Here is a 17,897-nt window from a genome sequence, read left to right as displayed (position 1 = left end):
CTGCGAATGCCGCGACGCGGATGCTCGCTTGAAACTGCCGCCGCACGCCGCGGGTATGTTCGGAGGAGAGGTGGACGATTCGGTGAGCGACGACCTGCAGCTTGTGCGGCGTTGCCTTGCTGGAGAGGCCTTGGCCCTTCGCGACTTTGTCCAGCGGTTTCAGGGAGTCGTGTTCGGAGTCTGTCTGCGGATGCTCGGTCATCAGCAGGACGCCGAAGACGTGGCCCAGGAGACGCTGTTGCGCGCGGTCCGGCATCTTCGGCATTGGGACGGCGCGCGCCCCTTGATTCCGTGGGTGCTGACCATCGCCGTCAACCGGTGTCGGACGCATCTTTCGCGGTCGAAGAAGATTGCGCGGCCCAGCGAAGTGCCGGACGAGGCGGTGGCGAAACCGCAACGGGTCGATGCAGGCGATCTGGGAGAAGAACTGCAGCGGGCGCTGGGAACGCTGCGCGAAGAATATCGGACGTGTTTTATCCTGTTTCATCAGCAGGAACTGAGTCTGCAGGAAGTGGCCGAGATTCTGGACTGCCCGGTGGGGACGGTGAAGACCTGGCTGCACCGGGCGCGAAAAGAACTGGCGGAGTGGCTGCGGCAACGCGGCGTTGTGAACGAGGTGGGTTATGAACTGTAGCGAGTTCGAGCGGAGTCTCGAAGACCTGGCGGAATCGCATCGGGGGACATTGTCGCCCGAGGCCGAGCGCCACCGGACGGGTTGCGCCCCGTGCGCCGCCCTCTGGCAGGACCACCAGCGGCTCGACGTCGCCGTGCAGGCCTGGCGCAGAGACGTTCCGACCATTGATCTGACGTCCCGCGTGCTGGCCGAGCTTCAACCGACGACGATTCCGCGGCACGTCCAGTCGGGCCGCCGCCTGGCTCTTGCGGGAGCGTTCATTTCTGTGGCGGCCGCGACGTTGCTGGTGGTTCTCTGGCCGACCTGGCAGCAGGCGCCGCCGGTCGTCTCTGTGGCCGTCGTGCCGGACCAGAAGCCGGAGTCTGCTGACGGGGGCGTCGATCTGACCGAGTCGATGGTCGGACTCTGGGAGGACGTCAAAGATTCCACGCCGACTCTTCCGGAACGCATGCTGCCGACGCTGCCGCACGTCGAACGTGTCTGGCCGGTCCTGGCCAGCCGGGACGCGACCGAAGCGGAGGTCAAACCGGTTCAGCCGGCGACGACCTCGAGCCGGACTCCCTTGAGCTCCGTCGTTCGCGATCGAGTGACATCGGCATTCGGGTTCCTGGGCCACACGCTTCCGGCCCAGCCACAGGGATAGCGGGCACTGCGGTCCGTTGAGGAGTAAGATCACGCTGGTGGAAGTCGAGAGCCAAGAGTCGAGAGTCGAGAGCCAGACGAAGTCGGGCGATTCGCCCCCTGACTCCGGCGATCAGCCCTCTTCCTCCGGCTACTCGCTATTCCCTACTCCCTATTCCCTACAACAACACAGGATCAACAGCATGTGGCAGCGGTCGTTCGCCAGCGTGTGCATGGGCTTGAGCTGGCTGTTCCTGGCGACGACAGCTTCCGCCGCTGAAGGGGAACTGACCCGGCTGCTATCGGCGGATGTCGCTGCGTGTCTGGAGATCCAGCGGCTCGATGAGCACTGGCTGGCCTGGCAGAATCATCCGCTCAAGCAGCGCTGGACCGGTTCGGCGTTGTGGCCGTTGTTTCAGCAGAGCCGTCCGTGGCAGCGCTGGCAGGCCATCGAAGCGGTGGTGACGGCGCACACGGGACGCAAACTGTCCGAGCACATCCGGGATGCCGCCAGCAGCTCGCTGGTGTTGTCGTTGCGAATCAGCCCTGAGGGGCAGCCGCAGGCCCTGGTGCTGGCGAAATCGCTTCGCAAAGGGGCCGCCGAAGAACTGGTCGCGGCCTGGAAACGGATGGAGCCCGCCCGCACGTTTGAAGACGTCGAGACCGACGGCCTCAAGTACCTGCGATCCAGTCGCGGCGACGACGCGATCTATCTGCTGGTTGCCGACGACGTGATCGGGCTGTCGGACCAGGAGCCGCTGATTCAGGACGCACTTCGCAGGCTCCAGGGGCAGCACGAGTCCGAGTCCCTCAGTCAGGCGACGTGGTGGCGGCGCGTGAACGAATTGCGGCTCGACGACCTGGCCTTGCTGGGCATCAACGCGCGGGCCTGGGATCCCCTGCTGGAAGAGGCCGTTCGCTCCGATCCCGAGGCGGAGAGTCTGGCGGCGATCTGGCGCGTCGTGGACCGGCTGCGAGTGGAGGTCGGGATGCCGGACAACTCCCTGATCTGGAACGTCGGCGCGGAATTGGATGAAAGTCGTCTGCCGGATCGCTGGGAGACGCTCTTGCAGGGAGGCCATCGTCGCACGAACCCGAATTTCAAAACCGACGCCTGGCTGGTGATTCAGGGAGGTTTTGACGCGAAGCCGGTGCTGGATCTGCTCCGGGAGACGCTTTCGCCGAAGGAACGGGACGATTGGCGGCGCATGGAGCGGGTTGCAGGCGGGCTGGGGAGCGGCCTGGAACTGACGCGGGATCTGCTGGCGCCGCTGGCGGAAGACTATTTTCTGCTGGTCGACGGCACGGAGCAGTCGGCTGCACCGTTTCAGGCCCTGCTGCAGATGCGCTGGGACGGCGCCAGGCCCAATGAACTGCCGCAGGTCTATGAGCGGCTCCTGTCGCTGGGGCTTGGACTGGTGGTGGTCGACGCGAATGCGAAGTCCTTCGAGGGGCCCGTGCTGACGATTCAGCAGGACCGACCGTCTGAGAACGGTCTCTCACGCTGGTGGCTGGAACCGGGATTGCTCGGCTGGCGGCCCGGGTTCCAGGTCTGGCCGCAGGCTCTCGTACTGGTCACCGACCCGTCGGCGGAGATTCTTGAGCAGATGCCGCAGCCGATGGCCGTGGTTGATTCGCAGCCGCCGCTCGGAGGCGTCGCGGTGGCCGTGCAACTTAATGTGCGGAGCTTCCGGGAGCACGTACAGCAGCATTCTGCGACGTGGCTGACGTTCCTGTCGCAGGGGGACGTTGAACGGGAACCGGAAATTGCCGCCGGGTGGCAACGAATCCTCCCCGTTCTGGCCCTCGTCGATCGCGCCTCAATCGCGTTGCGTGCGGGAACCAGTGAGGTCTCGCTGAACGGCACGCTGTCTGTAGACCGGCGGAACTGAAGGTCTCCGTGCGCCTGGGACCCGTAGCTTTGCACTCCACCCAATCCAGGTGGCGTCGTCGGCCTGCTGCCAACTGCGCAATTTGCATGCCGCGCCGACCGCAGTCTGGCCCCTCTGACAGCCCGATGTGTCGTTACAGTCCGACAGACCGGATCGAGCGGCGCAATCCCGACAATCGGCCTCCGCGCCTCCGTAGATCTCCTGTCACCAATGGGCCTGCGCCTGCAGAATCGATACGACCGGCGTAATTCCCCAGTCGGCAATGTTTCTGTTTCTTAACGAGTCAATCTAACCCGCACACTCCGACTTCATGACGTATTGGCGGTCATAATCCGGGTGACGGATCTGCGTGGAACGCACTCCGGTCAAGGATGGGATCCCCTCACATTCCTGGTAATTGCAAAGGTGCGACATGATGGTGGACGAGGCTTTGCCGAGCGCTCTGGCGACGACGGATCGACGATTGAAAGATCGTCGGACTGCCGATCGCCGAAAGAACGCCGAGGAGACTTACACGGGTGAAGAACGCCGCACCGGACCGCGGCGGAAAGTGGAGCGTCGACGGATGATCGACCCCACGACCTGCGAAAGGGATTACTCCGACGACGAAATCGAATTCATGAAGGCCATGGACGACTATAAGCGCAAAAGCGGCCGCGCATTCCCGACCTGGAGCGAAGTGCTCGAAGTCGTTCGCGCGCTGGGCTACAACCGCCCGCAGGCCGTCCCCGCCCTCCAGCCGCAGGACTGAGTCGTCACCGCGGTGGAACCGCAAACATTCCTTGCTGACCGGTCAGGACGACCACACGAAATCCAGCAGCCCGCCGGGAACCGCGACCCGGCGGGCTGCTTTTTCGTTGATGGTTGATCGTCGATCGTCTATGGCCGGAAAGCCCCACGGTGGAGTTCTTCTCCGACTATCAACGATCGACGATCAACCATCAACGATTTCCTACAATTCCACCTGCGTATGATATCTCTCCCTATGCCAGTCCTTCGCCACCCGGCAGAGGGTCGCCAGCGTTTCCCGATTCGCGCTGCAGGCGACGATTCCCGGCAGGCGGAGCATGTCGGCCCGGTCATCCAGCCACGTCTCGCGGAAATGGACCGGCTCGCCATTGTGGACCCAGACCGCGTCCCCGCCGAGGATCCGGGCGAGGTGCAGTGAGACCGGGAAGTCATAGACATTCGGGCTGTGGATCAGCGAGCCCCCGAATTCGCCGCGGGCCAGCAGTTCGTAAATGCTGCCCGGCATGTCATCGGGAGCGACGCCCGCCAGCCCGGCCGCGCTGACGGCCTGAGCCGCGGCGACATCGCGCTGCTGAAAACCGATCAGGTAAATCTGCCGGCTGTCAGGACGAGTGGCGGTTGTGATCGGCGTCAGGGACTGCAGGACGTCCCGGGCCGGTCGCGCGGGATCATCTGGACCGCAGACGATGCGGTCTCCATGCGCTTCGACCCACCACCCGTGCTCCCCTTTCTCGGGGACGAAGGCCAGCGAGTAGTGCACCGTGTCCCGGGAACGCAGATGGAGCATCACCGCGTACCCGTTGCCCGTCTTGTCGCGATACTGCTTGGTGCCGTCGATGGGATCGAGTGAGATCACCAGATCGGCTTGCTCGGGAAAACGGGCCAGATCGCCGGTGGTCTCCTCAGCTTCAATCTGGCAGGTGCGGAAAATCGGATCGCAGTCGCGCAGCGCGGCAACGAGCAGTTCCTGCAGCGTCAGGTCCGCCAGCGTCAGCGCATCTGTCAGCGCGCTCCCGGAAGTCTTGCCGGTCAGACCGATATTAAAGCCCCGCAGCCGACGGGCGACGGCCCCGGCCCAGCGCATGACGGCAGGCATGTGAGTGGCAAGAGCGGCAGCAATCGGAGCAGGGGGCATGGGTGTTTGTCCTTGGTTATTAGTTCTTGGTTATTTGGTGTTTGGTGTTTGGTGTTTCCGTCTCTAACCATTCGACGAACACTGCCGCCACATCCATCGAATTCACGCGTCCGAAGGCCTGCCAGCCGGGGACGCCGTTGACTTCGATGACGTAACAGCGCCCCGTTGCATCGTACAACAGATCGATCCCGGCGAAGAGATTCCCGGTCGCCCGTGTGGCGGCCAGTGCCAGTTCGGCTTCATGGTCGGTCGGACCGTGTGGCTCCGCAATTCCCGAGCGGGCGACGTTCACGCGGAAGTCGTCCGGAGACGAACGTCGCATGCCCCCCAGGATCCGTTCCCCCAGGACCAGCACGCGGAGATCGTAGCCGGGATGTTCGATGAACCGCTGCAGATACAGGACCGACTCCAGCCGGAACAGAGTCCGGAACGCGCGCCAGGCCAGATCGGGGTCGGTCAATCGCACGATGCCCCGGCCTTCGGCCCCGAAGACCGGTTTGACGACGACATCGCGGCCCAGCCGTTCCCAGGCGAGCATCGCCGTGCCGGGATCTTCGCAGACGATCGTATCAGGAACCGGTAGCCCGGCGGCGGCGAGCCGGGCCGTGGTCAGATACTTGTCGATTGCGCATTCGAGGGCCTTGGGCGGGTTGACGACCGGGACGCCGGCGGCCTCCAGGCGCGCCAGGATGTCCATCCGGAAGACGACCTGTTCCAGCGAGCCGGCGGGCATGCTCCGAACGACGATGGCCCGGCAGTCGCGGAGGTCCGTTTCCCCCTGGTTCAGCACCGGTTGGCCGTCGACGATTCCGCCAATCAGACCGGAAAAATCGAGACGCGTACATTGGCCGCCGCGTTCGGTCGCGGCTCGCGCAAGGTCGCGGAAGTACCAGCTCTCCGGCTGAGCGAGGACGGCGATCTGCACAGCGGAACCTAAGTAGCGATCAGAGTCCGAAGGACCGCTTCAGGATTTGCGGATCGACCCGGCCGGCCCGATGGATGCGACCGGTGTCCATATTCTGCAGCACCACTTCCGCGGGGCTGAAGAGGAGGGGGTCGATGTCGTAGAAATTGCGTCCGGCCGCTTCGAAAATCTCCTGAAACGGCCGACCGTAGGCCGCCGAGCTGCAGGAGGGAATCTGCGGGGCGATGGCCGCGAGGGTTTCGTCGTCGCCGTTCACCCACAGCGTGACCCGGCCGCCGTAGAGGATGGCGTCGTTGGTGAAGCCGATCCCCTGCAGGTCGTTGTTGGCGACGGGGGGGAGGGGGGCGACGCCCATGGCGCTGCGGACGCGGTTGACGTCGAAGCCGAGTTCGTAGAGTTTGTGCATCGCGGTCTCGACCGAGCGGGCGACCACCTGGTAGTTACCCGCGATGCTGGAAGTCGGAGCGACGGCGAGGGTTACGTCGTCGGGTGCAACTCCCGTCTTCTCGGCGATGTATTCGAAGACTTCCCGTCCGGGGAGCGTGGCGGCTTCGAGGACGCCGACGACCTGCTCGGCCTCTTCGCGGTACCAGAGCTTGTCGAACAGTTCTTCGCTGGCCGCGACGGAACGCATCGGTCCGGAACCCATCGCGAAGTACTTGCCGACGTTGATCTTCCACCCGGCGTACTGGCTGAACAGGCAGGCGGCGACAGGGTAGTCGGTGGCTACGGCGACATAGGGCCAGACCATGCCGTCGAGCTCGCCGGGCTGGGTGGAAATGTCAGCGAGGCCCGCGACGCACAGACCGGCGAGCATGGCGCCGGCTTCGAGGCCCCCTTCGGTCTCGACGCCGAAGTCGAGGAGAAGTCCTCCGCCGGGGATTTCGTGTTCGGCGACCCGGAAGTCGGCGGGGTGGTCCGTGATGTCGGCGACGATATCCGCCGCAACATCATTCAATTCATAGTTCATTCAGGGCCTGGCCTTGTCGTCCGCAGGCGTCCCGGGGAGCCGCGATGGGTGATCCCGGAACGAAAAACGTCGCCTGACGGGGCTGTGCAGACGAGTTTGCAGGTGCAATCGTATCGGGCGGGAGCGGCCGTCACAATTGCAGGCCAAACCGCCCGACGGCCGCGGAGGGCGATCGTGAGAAACGGGTCGCAATGCTGCATCACGCAACTGCTTTGATAATCGGTGGTTGCGTTGCATGGGCGGAGGAAAGGAAGCAGCCCGACGGATACGCGTCGGGCCGCCTGGAATCTTGAGTCGCCGACCGAGTTTCAGTCGCGGCTGTTGAGCTTGGCGAGGAGGCGGAGGATTTCGATGTAGAGCCAGACGAGGGTGACCATGAGGCCGAAGGCCCCGTACCACTCGGCGGACTTGGGGGCGCCGTTTTTGGCGGCCTGCTCGATGAAGTCGAAGTCGAGGACGAGGTTCATGGCGGCGATCACGACGACGAAGGCGCTGAAGGCAATGCCCCACGGACCCGCGCTGTGAATCAGCGGCACGCTCATGCCGAAGAACCCGAGAACGATCGACGTCAAGTAGACGAGGGCGATGCCGCCGGTGGCGGCGAAGACGCCGAGTTTGAAGTTTTCGGTGGCGCGAATTAGGCCGGACTGATAGGCGATCAGCAGGGTAAACATCGTACCGAAGGTGAGTCCGATGGCCTGCAGAGCAACGCCGGGGTACTGGGCGTCAATAACCGCGGAAATGCCTCCGAGAAACAAGCCTTCCGCGAGCGCATACAGCGGGGCGAGGACCGGCGCCCAGTCGGCTTTGAAACTTATAATCAGCGCGAGCACAAAGCCGCTGATGGCGCCGCCGATCATCCAAGGCATCGCCGAGGCCATATTGCCCTGGGCGACCTGCGACCAGGTGAGGCAGGCGGTGCCGATGGCCAGACCGAGGAGGATCATGGTCTTGTTGGCGGTGCCGCGAATCGTCATCTGAGTCGAGTCGGCGGACGACATTTCGTGGAACTGGTCGAACGTATTCGCGTTCAACGCCGGATTGCCGCTACGCATGTCCAAAACCTTTGGGAACGTGTTGTTTGTTCAGGCCACGAACAATGTTACGGTTCGGAGACCGACTGTCAACGGGCAAACGGCAGAGGTCTTCGAATGGTTCACGGCCGACCGAAAATTGATCAGATTGAAGCGGACGGCGGTTCGCGAATTCACCAAATTTTGGTGGCCTTGAAGGTCGTCGGACAGATCAGAGGTCGTTAATCTGAGACGAGGTGACGTCGAGATGAGACTTCTGCGGGATTTTCACATGCAGCGGCGAATGCGACGGGTTGTGCTGGGGGGGCTGGTTTCCGGCCTGCTGGCTTGCGTGGTGTGGTGCGGGCGCGCGCCCTCGGCGGGGACTGCGGTCGGCGCGCTGGAAGCGAGCGACGGCTTACGCTGGCACAAAGGGAACCTGCATACGCATTCCTACTGGAGCGACGGCGACAATTATCTGGAAATGATTGCCGCCTGGTACCGGGACAAGAATTACGACTTCCTGGTCTTTACCGACCACAACACGCTCGCGAACAAAGAACGCTGGGTGGATGTGGCGAAGATCAAGGAAGGCGCGATCGCCTACGAGAAGCTGAAGGAGCGGTTCCCGGACGGCTGGATCGACGAGCGGACGGTCGAAGGGAAACACGAAGTACGGCTGAAGACATTCGACGAGGTGGCGGCGAAGCTGGCAGAACCGGGGAAGTTCCTGCTGATCCAGGGAGAGGAAGTCTCGGACTCGTTTAAGGGGCTGCCGCTCCATCTGTGCGTCGCAAACCTCAAGGAAATGCTGCCGCCGTTTCGGGGGGATTCGGTTTACGACACGCTGCAGAACAACGTGAACGCACTGGTTGCACAGCGTGAGCGGACCGGGCAGTCGATGATGATTCACCTGAATCATCCCAATTTCGGCTGGGCGGTTGCCGCAGAGGATTTGATGCGGGTCCGTGGCGAGAACTTCTTCGAGGTTTACAACGGGCACCCGGGCGTAAATAACTCGGGCGACGCCCGACGCGCCTCGACCGAGCGGATCTGGGACGTCATCCTGACCCGCCGGATCGATGAACTCGACCTGCCGCTGATGTACGGGCTGGGGGTCGACGACGGTCACAATTACCATCACATTCCCAGCCGTCGCAGCGAACCGGGGCGGGGCTGGGTGATGGTGCTGGCGGACGCACTGAAACCCGAGTCGTTGATTCAGGCCCTGGAAGCGGGTCGGTTCTATGCGTCGTCGGGCGTTACGCTGGAAAAGGTGGAGTGGTTCGACGACGGCCTCGCGTTGCAGATGCGGGAAGAGCCGGGCGTGACCTATACGACGGAGTTCGTAGGAACCTGTTCCGGCTACGATCCGACCAGCCAGGTTGCGATTTCAGCGGATGGCAAGGAACTTCCGGGATCAACGCGGATCTACTCGGAGGATATCGGCCGCGTCTTGAAAACCGTTGAAGGGACGCGCGCTCGCTACGTGTTCCGGGGGGACGAGCTCTACGTGCGTGCGAGAGTCACAAGTTCTCGCCCGCACCCGAATCCGAGCGAAGTCGGCGAGTTCGAGCGGGCGTGGGTGCAGCCGATCTATGGGCCGGCGGCGAAGCGCTAAATCACCGGCCACGATTGTGAGGAGCGCCGTCTTTTCTCCGTGGACACGACTTCGGCATCTTCGAAGACCCTCACCCTGGCCCACTCCCACTGAAGACAGTGGGAGTGGGGACAAGACTCAGAGGTACACTGTTCCAGAATCGATGCCGGTGATTTCGTCGGAGTCGCTGCCGTCGTTCCCGGCGGGTGGCCGGGGCAGGAGCGTCTTCGCGATGCCCCGGTCGGTTGTGTGAGTCGACTCGAAGACCAGGGCTTCCCTGCGGTCCAGTTCCAGCCACCGGTCCACGATGTTTTTACTCGTCGGCGGGGACGCAGCGATCGGCCGCCCAGGCGCGGAGTTGGGCCAGGCGTTCTGGCATCATTTCCGCGAGCGAGCGCGTCCCTTCCCGTTGCTGATTGAGGTGGGCCGTCGTGAGTTCGACGCCGGCGTGGAAGGCGTTGTAGAGCCCCGCCAGGATGAGTTGTTCAAGTTCCGCGCCGCTGTAGCCTTCGGTCTGTTCCGCCAGACGGGCCAGGTCGAACTGATCCGGCTGGCGTTTGCGGCGTTCGAGGTGGATGGCGAGAATCCGTTCGCGGGCTGCGCGATTGGGCAGATCGACGAAGAAGACCTCGTCAAAGCGTCCTTTGCGGAGGAGTTCGGGGGGGAGGCGGGAAATATCGTTGGCGGTCGCGACGATGAAAATCGGGTGGCGGTGGTCCTGCATCCAGGTCAGCAACGAGCCGAACATCCGCTGGGAAAGTCCGCCGTCGGCAGAGTCGCCCGTCGCTGAGGCGAAGGCTTTCTCGATTTCGTCGATCCAGAGAACGACGGGGGCCATCGCTTCGGCCTGGCGGAGGGCGTCGCGGAGATGACGCTCGCTTTCGCCAATGAACTTCTGGTAAAGCTGCCCGGGATCGAGGCGGAGCAGGGGCATCTTCCAGTCGGCGGCGACCACCTTGGCGCAGAGGCTCTTTCCGCAGCCCTGGACGCCGAGGATGAGGACGCCGCGGGGCGGTTCGAGACCGAAGTCGCGCGCCCTCTGCGAGTAGCCGTCGCGGCGCTGCGTGAGCCAGCGTTTGAGGTTTTCGAGTCCGCCGATGTCATTGGAATCAAAGTCCGCTGCGACCGATTCCAGGACGCCGGTCGAGCCGAGCAGCTTTCTTTTGGTCTCGATAATGCGCGGAAGATCGTCGCCCCGCAGCGCGTGGTCCTGGTGGATGGCGGAGGCGACGACCCGTTCGGCTTCGCTCAGCGTCAGGCCGCGGAGGGCCTGAATGAGCTGTTCCATTTCGCGCCGGGTGACGCGGGAGGTGACTTCGTAGAGACTGGCGGCCTTGATGCGCTGATAGGTTTCCCGGACGACCTGTTCGAGCTCGGCGGCGGAGGGCCAGCCGATTTCGTGCAGCAGGGCGAGCCGGCGAAGATCGGCGGGGAGAGGCTGGCTTTCCAGGAGAATCAGGGTCGCCTGCCGTTCGCGACCCACGTTCGGAAAGTCCCGCAGCAGGCGGTGGACTTTGGCGTCACGACTGTGCGGCCCGAGGTCGCGGAAGACGTGAATGCTGTGGTCCGCGGAACGGAGCACATGTTCGAGCGCGGCGGCCGGCGGGCCTGGCTGGCTGAGGACGTTGCCGAAAACGAGCGTGGAGCAGTTCACTTCGCGGAGCCCCTTCGTGAGGCTCCAGTCGGTCAAGGGCCGGGGAAGTTCGGCGGCCATGGCAGCGACCATCGCGAGAGCCCGGTCTTCGTCAGTCGATTCGATGGCGATGACAGGATGCCCCGCGCGAACGAGCAGCGACAGATCGGGAGACATGACCGATGGACTCCAGCGAAGCGGGAGCGCGACAGGGGCAAGAAGACAGAACGCGCTTCGTCAACTTGACATAGATCCGGCGCAAAGACAAGAAGCCCCGCTTCGGGAGGTTTCCGAAGCGGGGCTTCCTGGAAGCATTTCTCAACCCGTCGTTCGTCCGCTATCGGGACGAGGCCATCGTCGTCGTGATCCAGGCCGTGAAGAGGTCGACACGCGTGTCGAATGCGTAGGTCCCCCAGATGGCTGTTGACGAAGTTCCTCCGCTTGTGACGCCGACGATTTCGCCAGCGGCATTGAAAGCGGGGCCGCCGGAATCGCCGGGAGCCGTACACGAAATCTGGGGTCTTACGAAGTTCCAGCCGATATGGATCCCGGTGACCGTGTCGGCGGTTACCGTGCCGATTCGCTTCACGCCCGTCGTCTGCTGCCTGAGGATTTGCGACCCGGGAATGAACATGCCGGACCGACCCGTCGTCCCTTCCCAACCAGTACCGGTCAGTCCCAGACCGACGACGGTGAGTTTCGAGCCGACTACCGGAACGCCCGTCGGCAGCTTGCCGAAGGGGACGCCCGCGACTGACGTGGTCAATTGAATCAGTGCGATGTCGTTGCCCGCCGAGAAGTTTGTCGGGATGTATGACGGATGGACGAACCAGCGACGCGAAGTGTAAGTCTTCCCATCGAGCTTGAACGACAGTCCGTTGAGCTTGGCGCCGGGAATCGCCAGACAGTGTGCGGCGGTGAGCACCCAGCGGGCGGCGATCAACGTGCCGGTGCAACTCGAGTTGCCGTAGTTCTTCAGGTTCATGATCACCTGGCCGACATTGGGGTACTGACCAGGCTTGGCGACGACCCCTCCAATGATCGCTGGCGTCGATTGCGCCAGCGGGCCGACCAGCAGGTGCGCCGGAGGCGCCGCGGAAGTGCTGGCGGGGGAGAACCAGACCGACAGAGCGACAACTACGCACGCCGCGGCGGGCAGCGACCAGTTCGAATGACTCATTAAGACGATCCTCAAGAAAGGCAATTCAACAAGGGCCGCAAGAATCTGGACCGACGCGGAAAGTGACGGGAGCGTCGATACAAAACTCAGCCGCGGCGACTGACGCCCATCCCTGAACGGTCGCAATAGAACGGGTGTTCCGGAGGCGATGTGGTTCCTGCCACAAAAACAGGCTACATGGGCAAACGGGGGTCTGCAAGTTGTTGTTGCGGGAACCGGAAATTGTTCAGGAAATCCAGGGGCGATTCCGCAGAACGCTCAGACGGTGCGGCCATGACCGGAAAGGGGAATTCGCGGGCATGCAGCGCTTTCAGTGGGCGAGAGAACCGGCCGCAGCGTCGCCGACCTGGGAGGCCGTTGGATTGGAGAGGCCTTTTCCGACGGGGTGGACGCGGTTACTCAGGAAAACCACAAACTGGTCCTGTTCCGGATCGATCCAGAGGCTGGTTCCCGTGAAGCCGCTGTGTCCGAAAGCTTTTTCGGAAAAGGTGATCGGGCGATTCTTCGAGTAGGCGCTGCGCATGTCCCAGCCGAGGCCGCGACGGGCGATCGGCGCGTCCGGTCGCTGCGTCGGAACTTCGTTCGGGGTGGTCATGAGTTTCCACGCGGTTCCGGAGAGGACCGGTTTTGCGGACTGTGCGGAGAGCATGGCCTGGGCGTAGCGGGCGACGTCGGCTCCGGTGCTGAAGAGACCGGCGTGCCCGGCGACGCCATCCATGCGGATCGCGCGGGGGTCGTGGACTTCTCCCCGCATCCAGCGGCCGGCCCTCTGTTCCGTCGGAGCGCAACGAGCGTGGAGAGATTCCTCCGGGCGGAAACCGGTCTCGGTCATGCCGAGCGGCTGGAAGACATGCTCGCGTGCGTAGACATCGAGCGGCTGGCCCGAGACCCGGGCGACCAGTTCTCCGAGGACGATGAAGCCGACGTCGGAGTAGATGAATTTCGCGCCGGGGGGGACGACGGTGGAGAGGGCGAAGACGTGGGCGATCGACTCATCGCGGGAGCCGGCGTAGTCCTTGATCGAATTGTCGGCAATCAGGCCCCCCTGATGGGTCAGAAGCTGGCGGACCGTGATGGCGGCCTTACCATTGGCGCCGAATTCGGGGATGGACTTGGCGACGGGGGCGTCCAGCTCGACTTTCCCTTGGTCGATGAGCCGCATGACGCTGGTGGCGGTGGCGATGGGCTTGGTCAGTGAGGCCATGTCGAAGAGCGTGTCGAGGGTCATGGGCTCAGGTTCCGGCAACAGCCGACGGTTGCCGAAGGCCTGCTGATACTGAATGCCGGCGGAGGTGCCGACAACGACGACGCAGCCGGGGAATTTTTTCTCGGCGATGGCGGCGTTGCAGATCGATTCGATCTGGGCGAAAGACGGGGCGGCGGGAGTGTCCTGGGCCGGCGTGGGGCTGTTGGTCCCGAAGAAGAATATGGCGAGCATTACGGATGCGAGCGGTCGGATTGCCGCGGATGGGCGGGGAGTCCATGATGCTGCAGGCATGCACGCGTTCCTGTTCGATAAGGGTTGAGGCATTATGCCGTGGGAATTCTGGATCGATGTCGGCGGAACTTTTACGGATTGTGTCGCGAAGTCGCCTGCGGGTGAACTGACGACGGGAAAAGTTCTCAGCTCAGGAATCACGAAAGGGGTGATCCGGAGCGTCATCGATGGAGGATCGTTTGTTGATCCGCTGCGGGTGACGTCGACGGCAGGGTTCTGGACGGGCTATCGCTGCTCGCTGCTCGATGCGGCGGGAGAAGTGGTCCAGACATGTCTTGTCGCCGACAGCGATCTGGAGACGGGGCGGCTGACGGTGGCGGACCCGCTGGCGGCTGAAGTCGGGGCGGGCTGCCGGTATGAATTGTCGGGGGGCGAAGAGGCCCCGATTCTGGCGATCCGGACGCTGCTGGGATTGCGGCTGCAGGACGAGATTCCGCCGGTGGTGGTCCGGCTCGGAACGACGCGGGGGACGAATGCGCTGCTGACCCGGCGCGGCGCGCGGACGGGGTTTGTCACGACGCGCGGCTTTCGGGATGTGTTGCGGATCGCGAACCAGGACCGACCGCGGCTGTTTGACCTGGCGATCCGGAAGCCGGAGCCGCTGTTCACAGAGGTCGCCGAGATTGACGAACGGCTGGCGGCCTCAGGCGAGGTGTTGCGATCTCCAGAGCCCGAGCAGATCCGGCGGGAGCTGGACCGGCTGAAGGATGCGGGCTGCGCGTCGCTGGCGATCTGTCTGCTGCATGCGTTCGCCAATCCGGTTCACGAACAGCTTGTGGAGCAGATCGCGCGGGACGTGGGATTCGCGGAAGTCAGCGTGAGCAGCCGGCTGGCGCCGCTGATCAAGATCGTGTCGCGGGGCGATACGACGGTGATGGATGCGTATCTGAACCCGATCCTGCGGGATTACGTCGGAAAGCTGCGGGTGTCGCTGCCGGGGAGCGAATTGAAGCTGATGACCTCGGCGGGGGGGCTGGTCAATGCCGAGACGTTTGTGGGGAAAGACAGCGTTCTGTCGGGGCCGGCGGGGGGGGTGATCGGGTACGCGCGGACGTCGCGCGAGGCCGGTTTCCCGAAGTCGATCGGTTTCGACATGGGAGGGACCAGTACGGACGTTTCGCGGTTCGACGGCAAGTACGAATACGAGTTTGAGACGACCAAGGCTGGCGTGCGGGTCGTGGCTCCGATGCTGGCGATTGAGACGGTGGCGGCGGGGGGCGGAAGCGTCTGCGGGTTCGACGGGGTGAAGCTGTTCGTCGGGCCGCAGAGCGCGGGGGCGGATCCGGGGCCGGCCTGCTACGGGCGGGGCGGGCCGCTGACGATTACGGATGTGAATTTTTTCCTGGGAAAGATTCCGGCGGACCGGTTTCCGTTTCCACTGGATCAGGCGGCGGTGGCCCGGCGGCTGGACGAGATCTGCGCGGCGGTGGCTGCGTCGCCGCTGGGGCGGGCGTATCGGCCGGAGGAACTGGCGGAAGGTTTTGTCGAGATTGCGAACGCGACGATGGCGCGGGCGATCCGGAAGATTTCTGTCGCGCGGGGGTACGACCCGGCGGAGCACGTACTGGCGTCGTTCGGCGGGGCGGGAGCGCAGCATGCGTGTGCGCTGGCGCGGATGCTGGGGATGCGTGACGTGCTGGCCCATCCGTACGCGGGAATTTTGAGCGCGTACGGAATGGGCCTGGCGGACGTCCGGCGGTTCCGGGAGCAGTCGGTGCTGCAGCGGTACGAACCGGCGACGCTCGAACGGGTGGAAACCGTCTTCGCGGAGCTTGGTCGCAGCGCGCGAGAGGATGTCCTGGGGCAGGGGGTCCCGGCGGAGCGGATCGACGCCGCGGTCTGTTCGCTCGATCTGCGGTATCAGGGGGTGGAATCGTCGATCAACGTACCGCGGCCAGCGGATGGCGACTTTGCGGCGGCGTACGTGAGGCGGCATCAGGAGTTGTACGGGTACGTCCGGGAAGGGCGTCCGCTGGAGGTTGTGGCGGCGCGGGTGGAAGTCGTGGGGCGGATGCCCGATCCGCCGGCGCCGGAGCGGCCGCTGGTGGATCGCGAGCCGGAACCAGAGGCGTGGACGGAGACGTGGTTTGCCGGGGGCTGGCAGAGGACGGGGATCTTCAGCCGGTCGGCATTGCAGCCGGGGGATCGGATTGGCGGGCCGGCGATTCTGTGCGAGCCGACGTCGACGGTCGTGATCGATCCGGGGTTTCAGGCGCGGATTCTCTCGCGGGGGGAGATCGTGATGACGGACCACGCCGGTCTGGCGGCACGGACTGAAAGCGGGAGCCAGACCGCCGTCGATCCGATCCGGCTGGAGATTTTCAACAACCTGTTTGCGTCGATCGCCGAGCAGATGGGGGTGACGCTGCAACAGACGTCGATTTCAACGAACGTGAAGGAGCGGCTGGATTTCAGTTGCGCAATTTTCGATCCGCAGGGTGGGCTGGTCGTCAACGCTCCGCATATTCCGGTGCATCTGGGGGCGATGGGAGAGACGGTCAAGCGGATTCTGGCGGACAACCCGGACCTGGGGCCGGGGGATGTGTTCGTGACGAACGATCCGTACCGCGGGGGATCGCATCTGCCGGACGTGACGCTGATTACGCCGGTGCATGAGCCGGAGTCGGGGGAGCTGCTGTTCCTGACGGCGAGCCGGGCGCACCATGCGGAGATTGGCGGGATCGTGCCGGGGAGCATGCCGCCGTTCTCGAAGAACCTGGGTGAGGAAGGGGTGCTGATCCGGAACTTCAAGCTGGTCGATCGTGGAGTCTCGCGGGAGGACGAGTTGAAGGGGCTGCTGCAGTCGGGGCCGTATCCGACGCGGAACGTGGCGGACAACCTGGCGGATGTGGCGGCGCAGGCGGCGGCGAATCAGACGGGGGTGCGGCTGCTGCTGGATCTCGTCGCGCGGGAGTCGCGGGTGGTCGTGCAGGCCTACATGGGGCACATTCAGCGGGCGGCCGCGGAGAAGATGCGGCTGGCCCTGGCGGCGCTGCCGGATGCGGTCTACCGGCGGGTCGATCACCTGGACGACGGGTCGCCGATCGCGGTGGCGATCACGATTGCCGGGGACCGGGCGACGGTCGATTTCACCGGGACGGGGCCGGTGCTGAAGAGCAATCTGAATGCGAACCGGGCGATTGTGACGGCGGCGGTGCTGTATGTGTTCCGGTGTCTGATTCAGGATGACATCCCGCTCAACGGGGGCGTGCTGGAACCGGTGGAGATCATCCTGCCGGAGTGTCTGCTCAATCCGCCGGAACACGAAGACCCGGCGCAGTGCCCGGCAATTGTCGGGGGGAACGTGGAGACCTCGCAGCGGGTGGTGGATGTGCTGCTGGGGGCGCTGGGCGTGGCGGCGGCGAGTCAGGGGACGATGAATAACCTGACGTTCGGGGACGGGACGTTCGGGTATTACGAGACGATCTGCGGCGGGAGCGGGGCGACGCCTGAGGCGGACGGGGCGAGTGCCGTGCATACGCATATGACGAACACGCGGCTGACCGATCCGGAGGTAATCGAGCGGCGGTATCCGGTGCGGATCCGGGAGTTTTCGATCCGGACGGGATCGGGAGGGGCAGGGCGGCACCCGGGCGGGGACGGGATCGTGCGGCGAATCGAGTTTCTGCGGCCGCTCAGAGTGTCGCTGCTGACGGAGCGGCGGGGGCCTTATGCGCCCTTCGGGCTGGCGGGGGGCGAACCGGGACAACTTGGTCGGAACACGCTAGAGACGGCGGGGGGCGATCGGCAGGATCTGGGGGGGAAGGCTTCGTTTGAAGTGCAGGCCGGGGATGAGTTGACGATTGAGACGCCGGGAGGTGGCGCGTTTGGGGCGTGAAGTCGAAGAGTTTTACCACGAATGGCACGAATGGATGCGAATGAAGAGGCGGAGAGGGAACCACGGAGCACGGAGGGGAAGGAGACTTGAAGAGACGCCCATCGCGGACGCCGGGCGTACTGCTCGGGACCCCTGAGGTTGACATTTGCGGCCGGGACAGCCGGCCTGACTTTCTCTTGAGACTGGATCTGAACGAGTTACACTCAAG

The 17,897-nt window shown here is 64.2% G+C and carries 14 protein-coding genes; 6 read left to right on the top strand and 8 right to left on the bottom strand.

The window, feature by feature from the left end; genetic code table 11:
* Nucleotides 1-70 precede the first annotated feature (70 nt).
* From SH412_RS17510 to SH412_RS17495, 4 genes are all read left to right on the top strand, one after another.
* Nucleotides 71-634 carry an RNA polymerase sigma factor gene (locus tag SH412_RS17510; protein WP_336519302.1) on the top strand — a complete coding sequence of 188 codons (564 nt, stop codon included), beginning with the start codon at nucleotides 71-73 and terminating at the stop codon, nucleotides 632-634.
* Nucleotides 624-1,277, top strand: coding sequence for a hypothetical protein (locus SH412_RS17505; protein ID WP_336519301.1), 654 nt, complete (start codon nucleotides 624-626; stop codon nucleotides 1,275-1,277). The genes SH412_RS17510 and SH412_RS17505 overlap by 11 nt, the downstream gene beginning before the upstream one ends.
* A 181-nt stretch (nucleotides 1,278-1,458) precedes the next feature.
* Complete coding sequence (locus SH412_RS17500) at nucleotides 1,459-3,147, top strand: hypothetical protein (RefSeq protein ID WP_336519300.1); 1,689 nt, start codon at nucleotides 1,459-1,461, stop codon at nucleotides 3,145-3,147.
* Nucleotides 3,148-3,562: 415 nt separating this feature from the next.
* Nucleotides 3,563-3,898 (top strand): hypothetical protein, encoded by a 336-nt coding sequence (locus SH412_RS17495; protein WP_419555817.1) that lies wholly within the window; start codon nucleotides 3,563-3,565, stop codon nucleotides 3,896-3,898.
* Between the two features lie 201 nt (nucleotides 3,899-4,099).
* On the opposite strand, the gene SH412_RS17490 is transcribed toward SH412_RS17495, so the two are convergent.
* The 4 genes from SH412_RS17490 to SH412_RS17475 all read right to left on the bottom strand — a co-directional run bounded on the left by SH412_RS17490 (nucleotide 4,100) and on the right by SH412_RS17475 (nucleotide 7,982).
* Complete coding sequence (locus tag SH412_RS17490) at nucleotides 4,100-5,032, bottom strand: inositol monophosphatase family protein (RefSeq protein WP_336519298.1); 933 nt, start codon at nucleotides 5,030-5,032, stop codon at nucleotides 4,100-4,102.
* A 19-nt stretch (nucleotides 5,033-5,051) separates the two neighbouring features.
* Entirely contained in the window at nucleotides 5,052-5,957 is a 906-nt protein-coding gene (locus SH412_RS17485; protein ID WP_336519297.1) for an ATP-grasp domain-containing protein, read from the bottom strand.
* 19 nt (nucleotides 5,958-5,976) lie between these two features.
* Nucleotides 5,977-6,927, bottom strand: coding sequence for a methenyltetrahydromethanopterin cyclohydrolase (mch, locus tag SH412_RS17480; protein ID WP_336519296.1), 951 nt, complete (start codon nucleotides 6,925-6,927; stop codon nucleotides 5,977-5,979).
* A 308-nt stretch (nucleotides 6,928-7,235) separates the two neighbouring features.
* Nucleotides 7,236-7,982 (bottom strand): Bax inhibitor-1/YccA family protein, encoded by a 747-nt coding sequence (locus tag SH412_RS17475; RefSeq protein ID WP_336519295.1) that lies wholly within the window; start codon nucleotides 7,980-7,982, stop codon nucleotides 7,236-7,238.
* Between the two features lie 250 nt (nucleotides 7,983-8,232).
* Here SH412_RS17475 and SH412_RS17470 point away from each other — a divergent pair, with 250 nt between their 5' ends.
* Nucleotides 8,233-9,561 carry a CehA/McbA family metallohydrolase domain-containing protein gene (locus SH412_RS17470; protein WP_336519294.1) on the top strand — a complete coding sequence of 443 codons (1,329 nt, stop codon included), beginning with the start codon at nucleotides 8,233-8,235 and terminating at the stop codon, nucleotides 9,559-9,561.
* Between the two features lie 117 nt (nucleotides 9,562-9,678).
* Here the strand turns inward: SH412_RS17470 and SH412_RS17465 are convergent, their stop codons facing one another.
* From SH412_RS17465 to SH412_RS17450, 4 genes are all read right to left on the bottom strand, one after another.
* The gene (locus SH412_RS17465) at nucleotides 9,679-9,846 is read right to left on the bottom strand and encodes a hypothetical protein (RefSeq protein ID WP_336519293.1); all 168 of its coding nucleotides are present in this window, start codon (nucleotides 9,844-9,846) and stop codon (nucleotides 9,679-9,681) included.
* 7 nt (nucleotides 9,847-9,853) lie between these two features.
* Nucleotides 9,854-11,350: an AAA family ATPase gene (locus tag SH412_RS17460; protein WP_336519292.1), complete on the bottom strand. Its 1,497-nt coding sequence runs from the start codon at nucleotides 11,348-11,350 to the stop codon at nucleotides 9,854-9,856.
* A gap of 160 nt (nucleotides 11,351-11,510) precedes the next feature.
* Nucleotides 11,511-12,353 (bottom strand): S1 family peptidase, encoded by an 843-nt coding sequence (locus tag SH412_RS17455; RefSeq protein WP_336519291.1) that lies wholly within the window; start codon nucleotides 12,351-12,353, stop codon nucleotides 11,511-11,513.
* Between the two features lie 310 nt (nucleotides 12,354-12,663).
* On the bottom strand, nucleotides 12,664-13,851 hold the full coding sequence (locus SH412_RS17450; RefSeq protein ID WP_336519290.1) for a serine hydrolase domain-containing protein: 1,188 nt from the start codon (nucleotides 13,849-13,851) through the stop codon (nucleotides 12,664-12,666).
* A gap of 34 nt (nucleotides 13,852-13,885) precedes the next feature.
* Between SH412_RS17450 and SH412_RS17445 the strand changes: the two genes are divergently transcribed.
* Nucleotides 13,886-17,689, top strand: coding sequence for a hydantoinase B/oxoprolinase family protein (locus tag SH412_RS17445; protein ID WP_336519289.1), 3,804 nt, complete (start codon nucleotides 13,886-13,888; stop codon nucleotides 17,687-17,689).
* Nucleotides 17,690-17,897 lie beyond the last annotated feature (208 nt).

Source organism: Planctellipticum variicoloris (assembly GCF_030622045.1).
GTDB classification, from domain to species: domain Bacteria; phylum Planctomycetota; class Planctomycetia; order Planctomycetales; family Planctomycetaceae; genus Planctellipticum; species Planctellipticum variicoloris.
This window is presented reverse-complemented; position numbering and strand designations above follow the sequence as displayed.

Excerpts from the sequence above, each read along its gene's own strand:
- SH412_RS17505 (WP_336519301.1), top strand. The coding sequence starts at position 624 with ATGAACTGTAGCGAGTTCGAGCGGAGTCTCGAAGACCTGGCGGAATCG.
- SH412_RS17500 (WP_336519300.1), top strand. The coding sequence starts at position 1,459 with ATGTGGCAGCGGTCGTTCGCCAGCGTGTGCATGGGCTTGAGCTGGCTG.
- SH412_RS17455 (WP_336519291.1), bottom strand. The coding sequence starts at position 12,353 with ATGAGTCATTCGAACTGGTCGCTGCCCGCCGCGGCGTGCGTAGTTGTC.
- SH412_RS17475 (WP_336519295.1), bottom strand. The coding sequence starts at position 7,982 with ATGCGTAGCGGCAATCCGGCGTTGAACGCGAATACGTTCGACCAGTTC.
- SH412_RS17450 (WP_336519290.1), bottom strand. The coding sequence starts at position 13,851 with ATGCCTGCAGCATCATGGACTCCCCGCCCATCCGCGGCAATCCGACCG.
- mch (WP_336519296.1), bottom strand. The coding sequence starts at position 6,927 with ATGAACTATGAATTGAATGATGTTGCGGCGGATATCGTCGCCGACATC.
- SH412_RS17470 (WP_336519294.1), top strand. The coding sequence starts at position 8,233 with ATGCAGCGGCGAATGCGACGGGTTGTGCTGGGGGGGCTGGTTTCCGGC.
- SH412_RS17490 (WP_336519298.1), bottom strand. The coding sequence starts at position 5,032 with ATGCCCCCTGCTCCGATTGCTGCCGCTCTTGCCACTCACATGCCTGCC.
- SH412_RS17445 (WP_336519289.1), top strand. The coding sequence starts at position 13,886 with ATGCCGTGGGAATTCTGGATCGATGTCGGCGGAACTTTTACGGATTGT.
- SH412_RS17460 (WP_336519292.1), bottom strand. The coding sequence starts at position 11,350 with ATGTCTCCCGATCTGTCGCTGCTCGTTCGCGCGGGGCATCCTGTCATC.
- SH412_RS17495 (WP_419555817.1), top strand. The coding sequence starts at position 3,563 with ATGGTGGACGAGGCTTTGCCGAGCGCTCTGGCGACGACGGATCGACGA.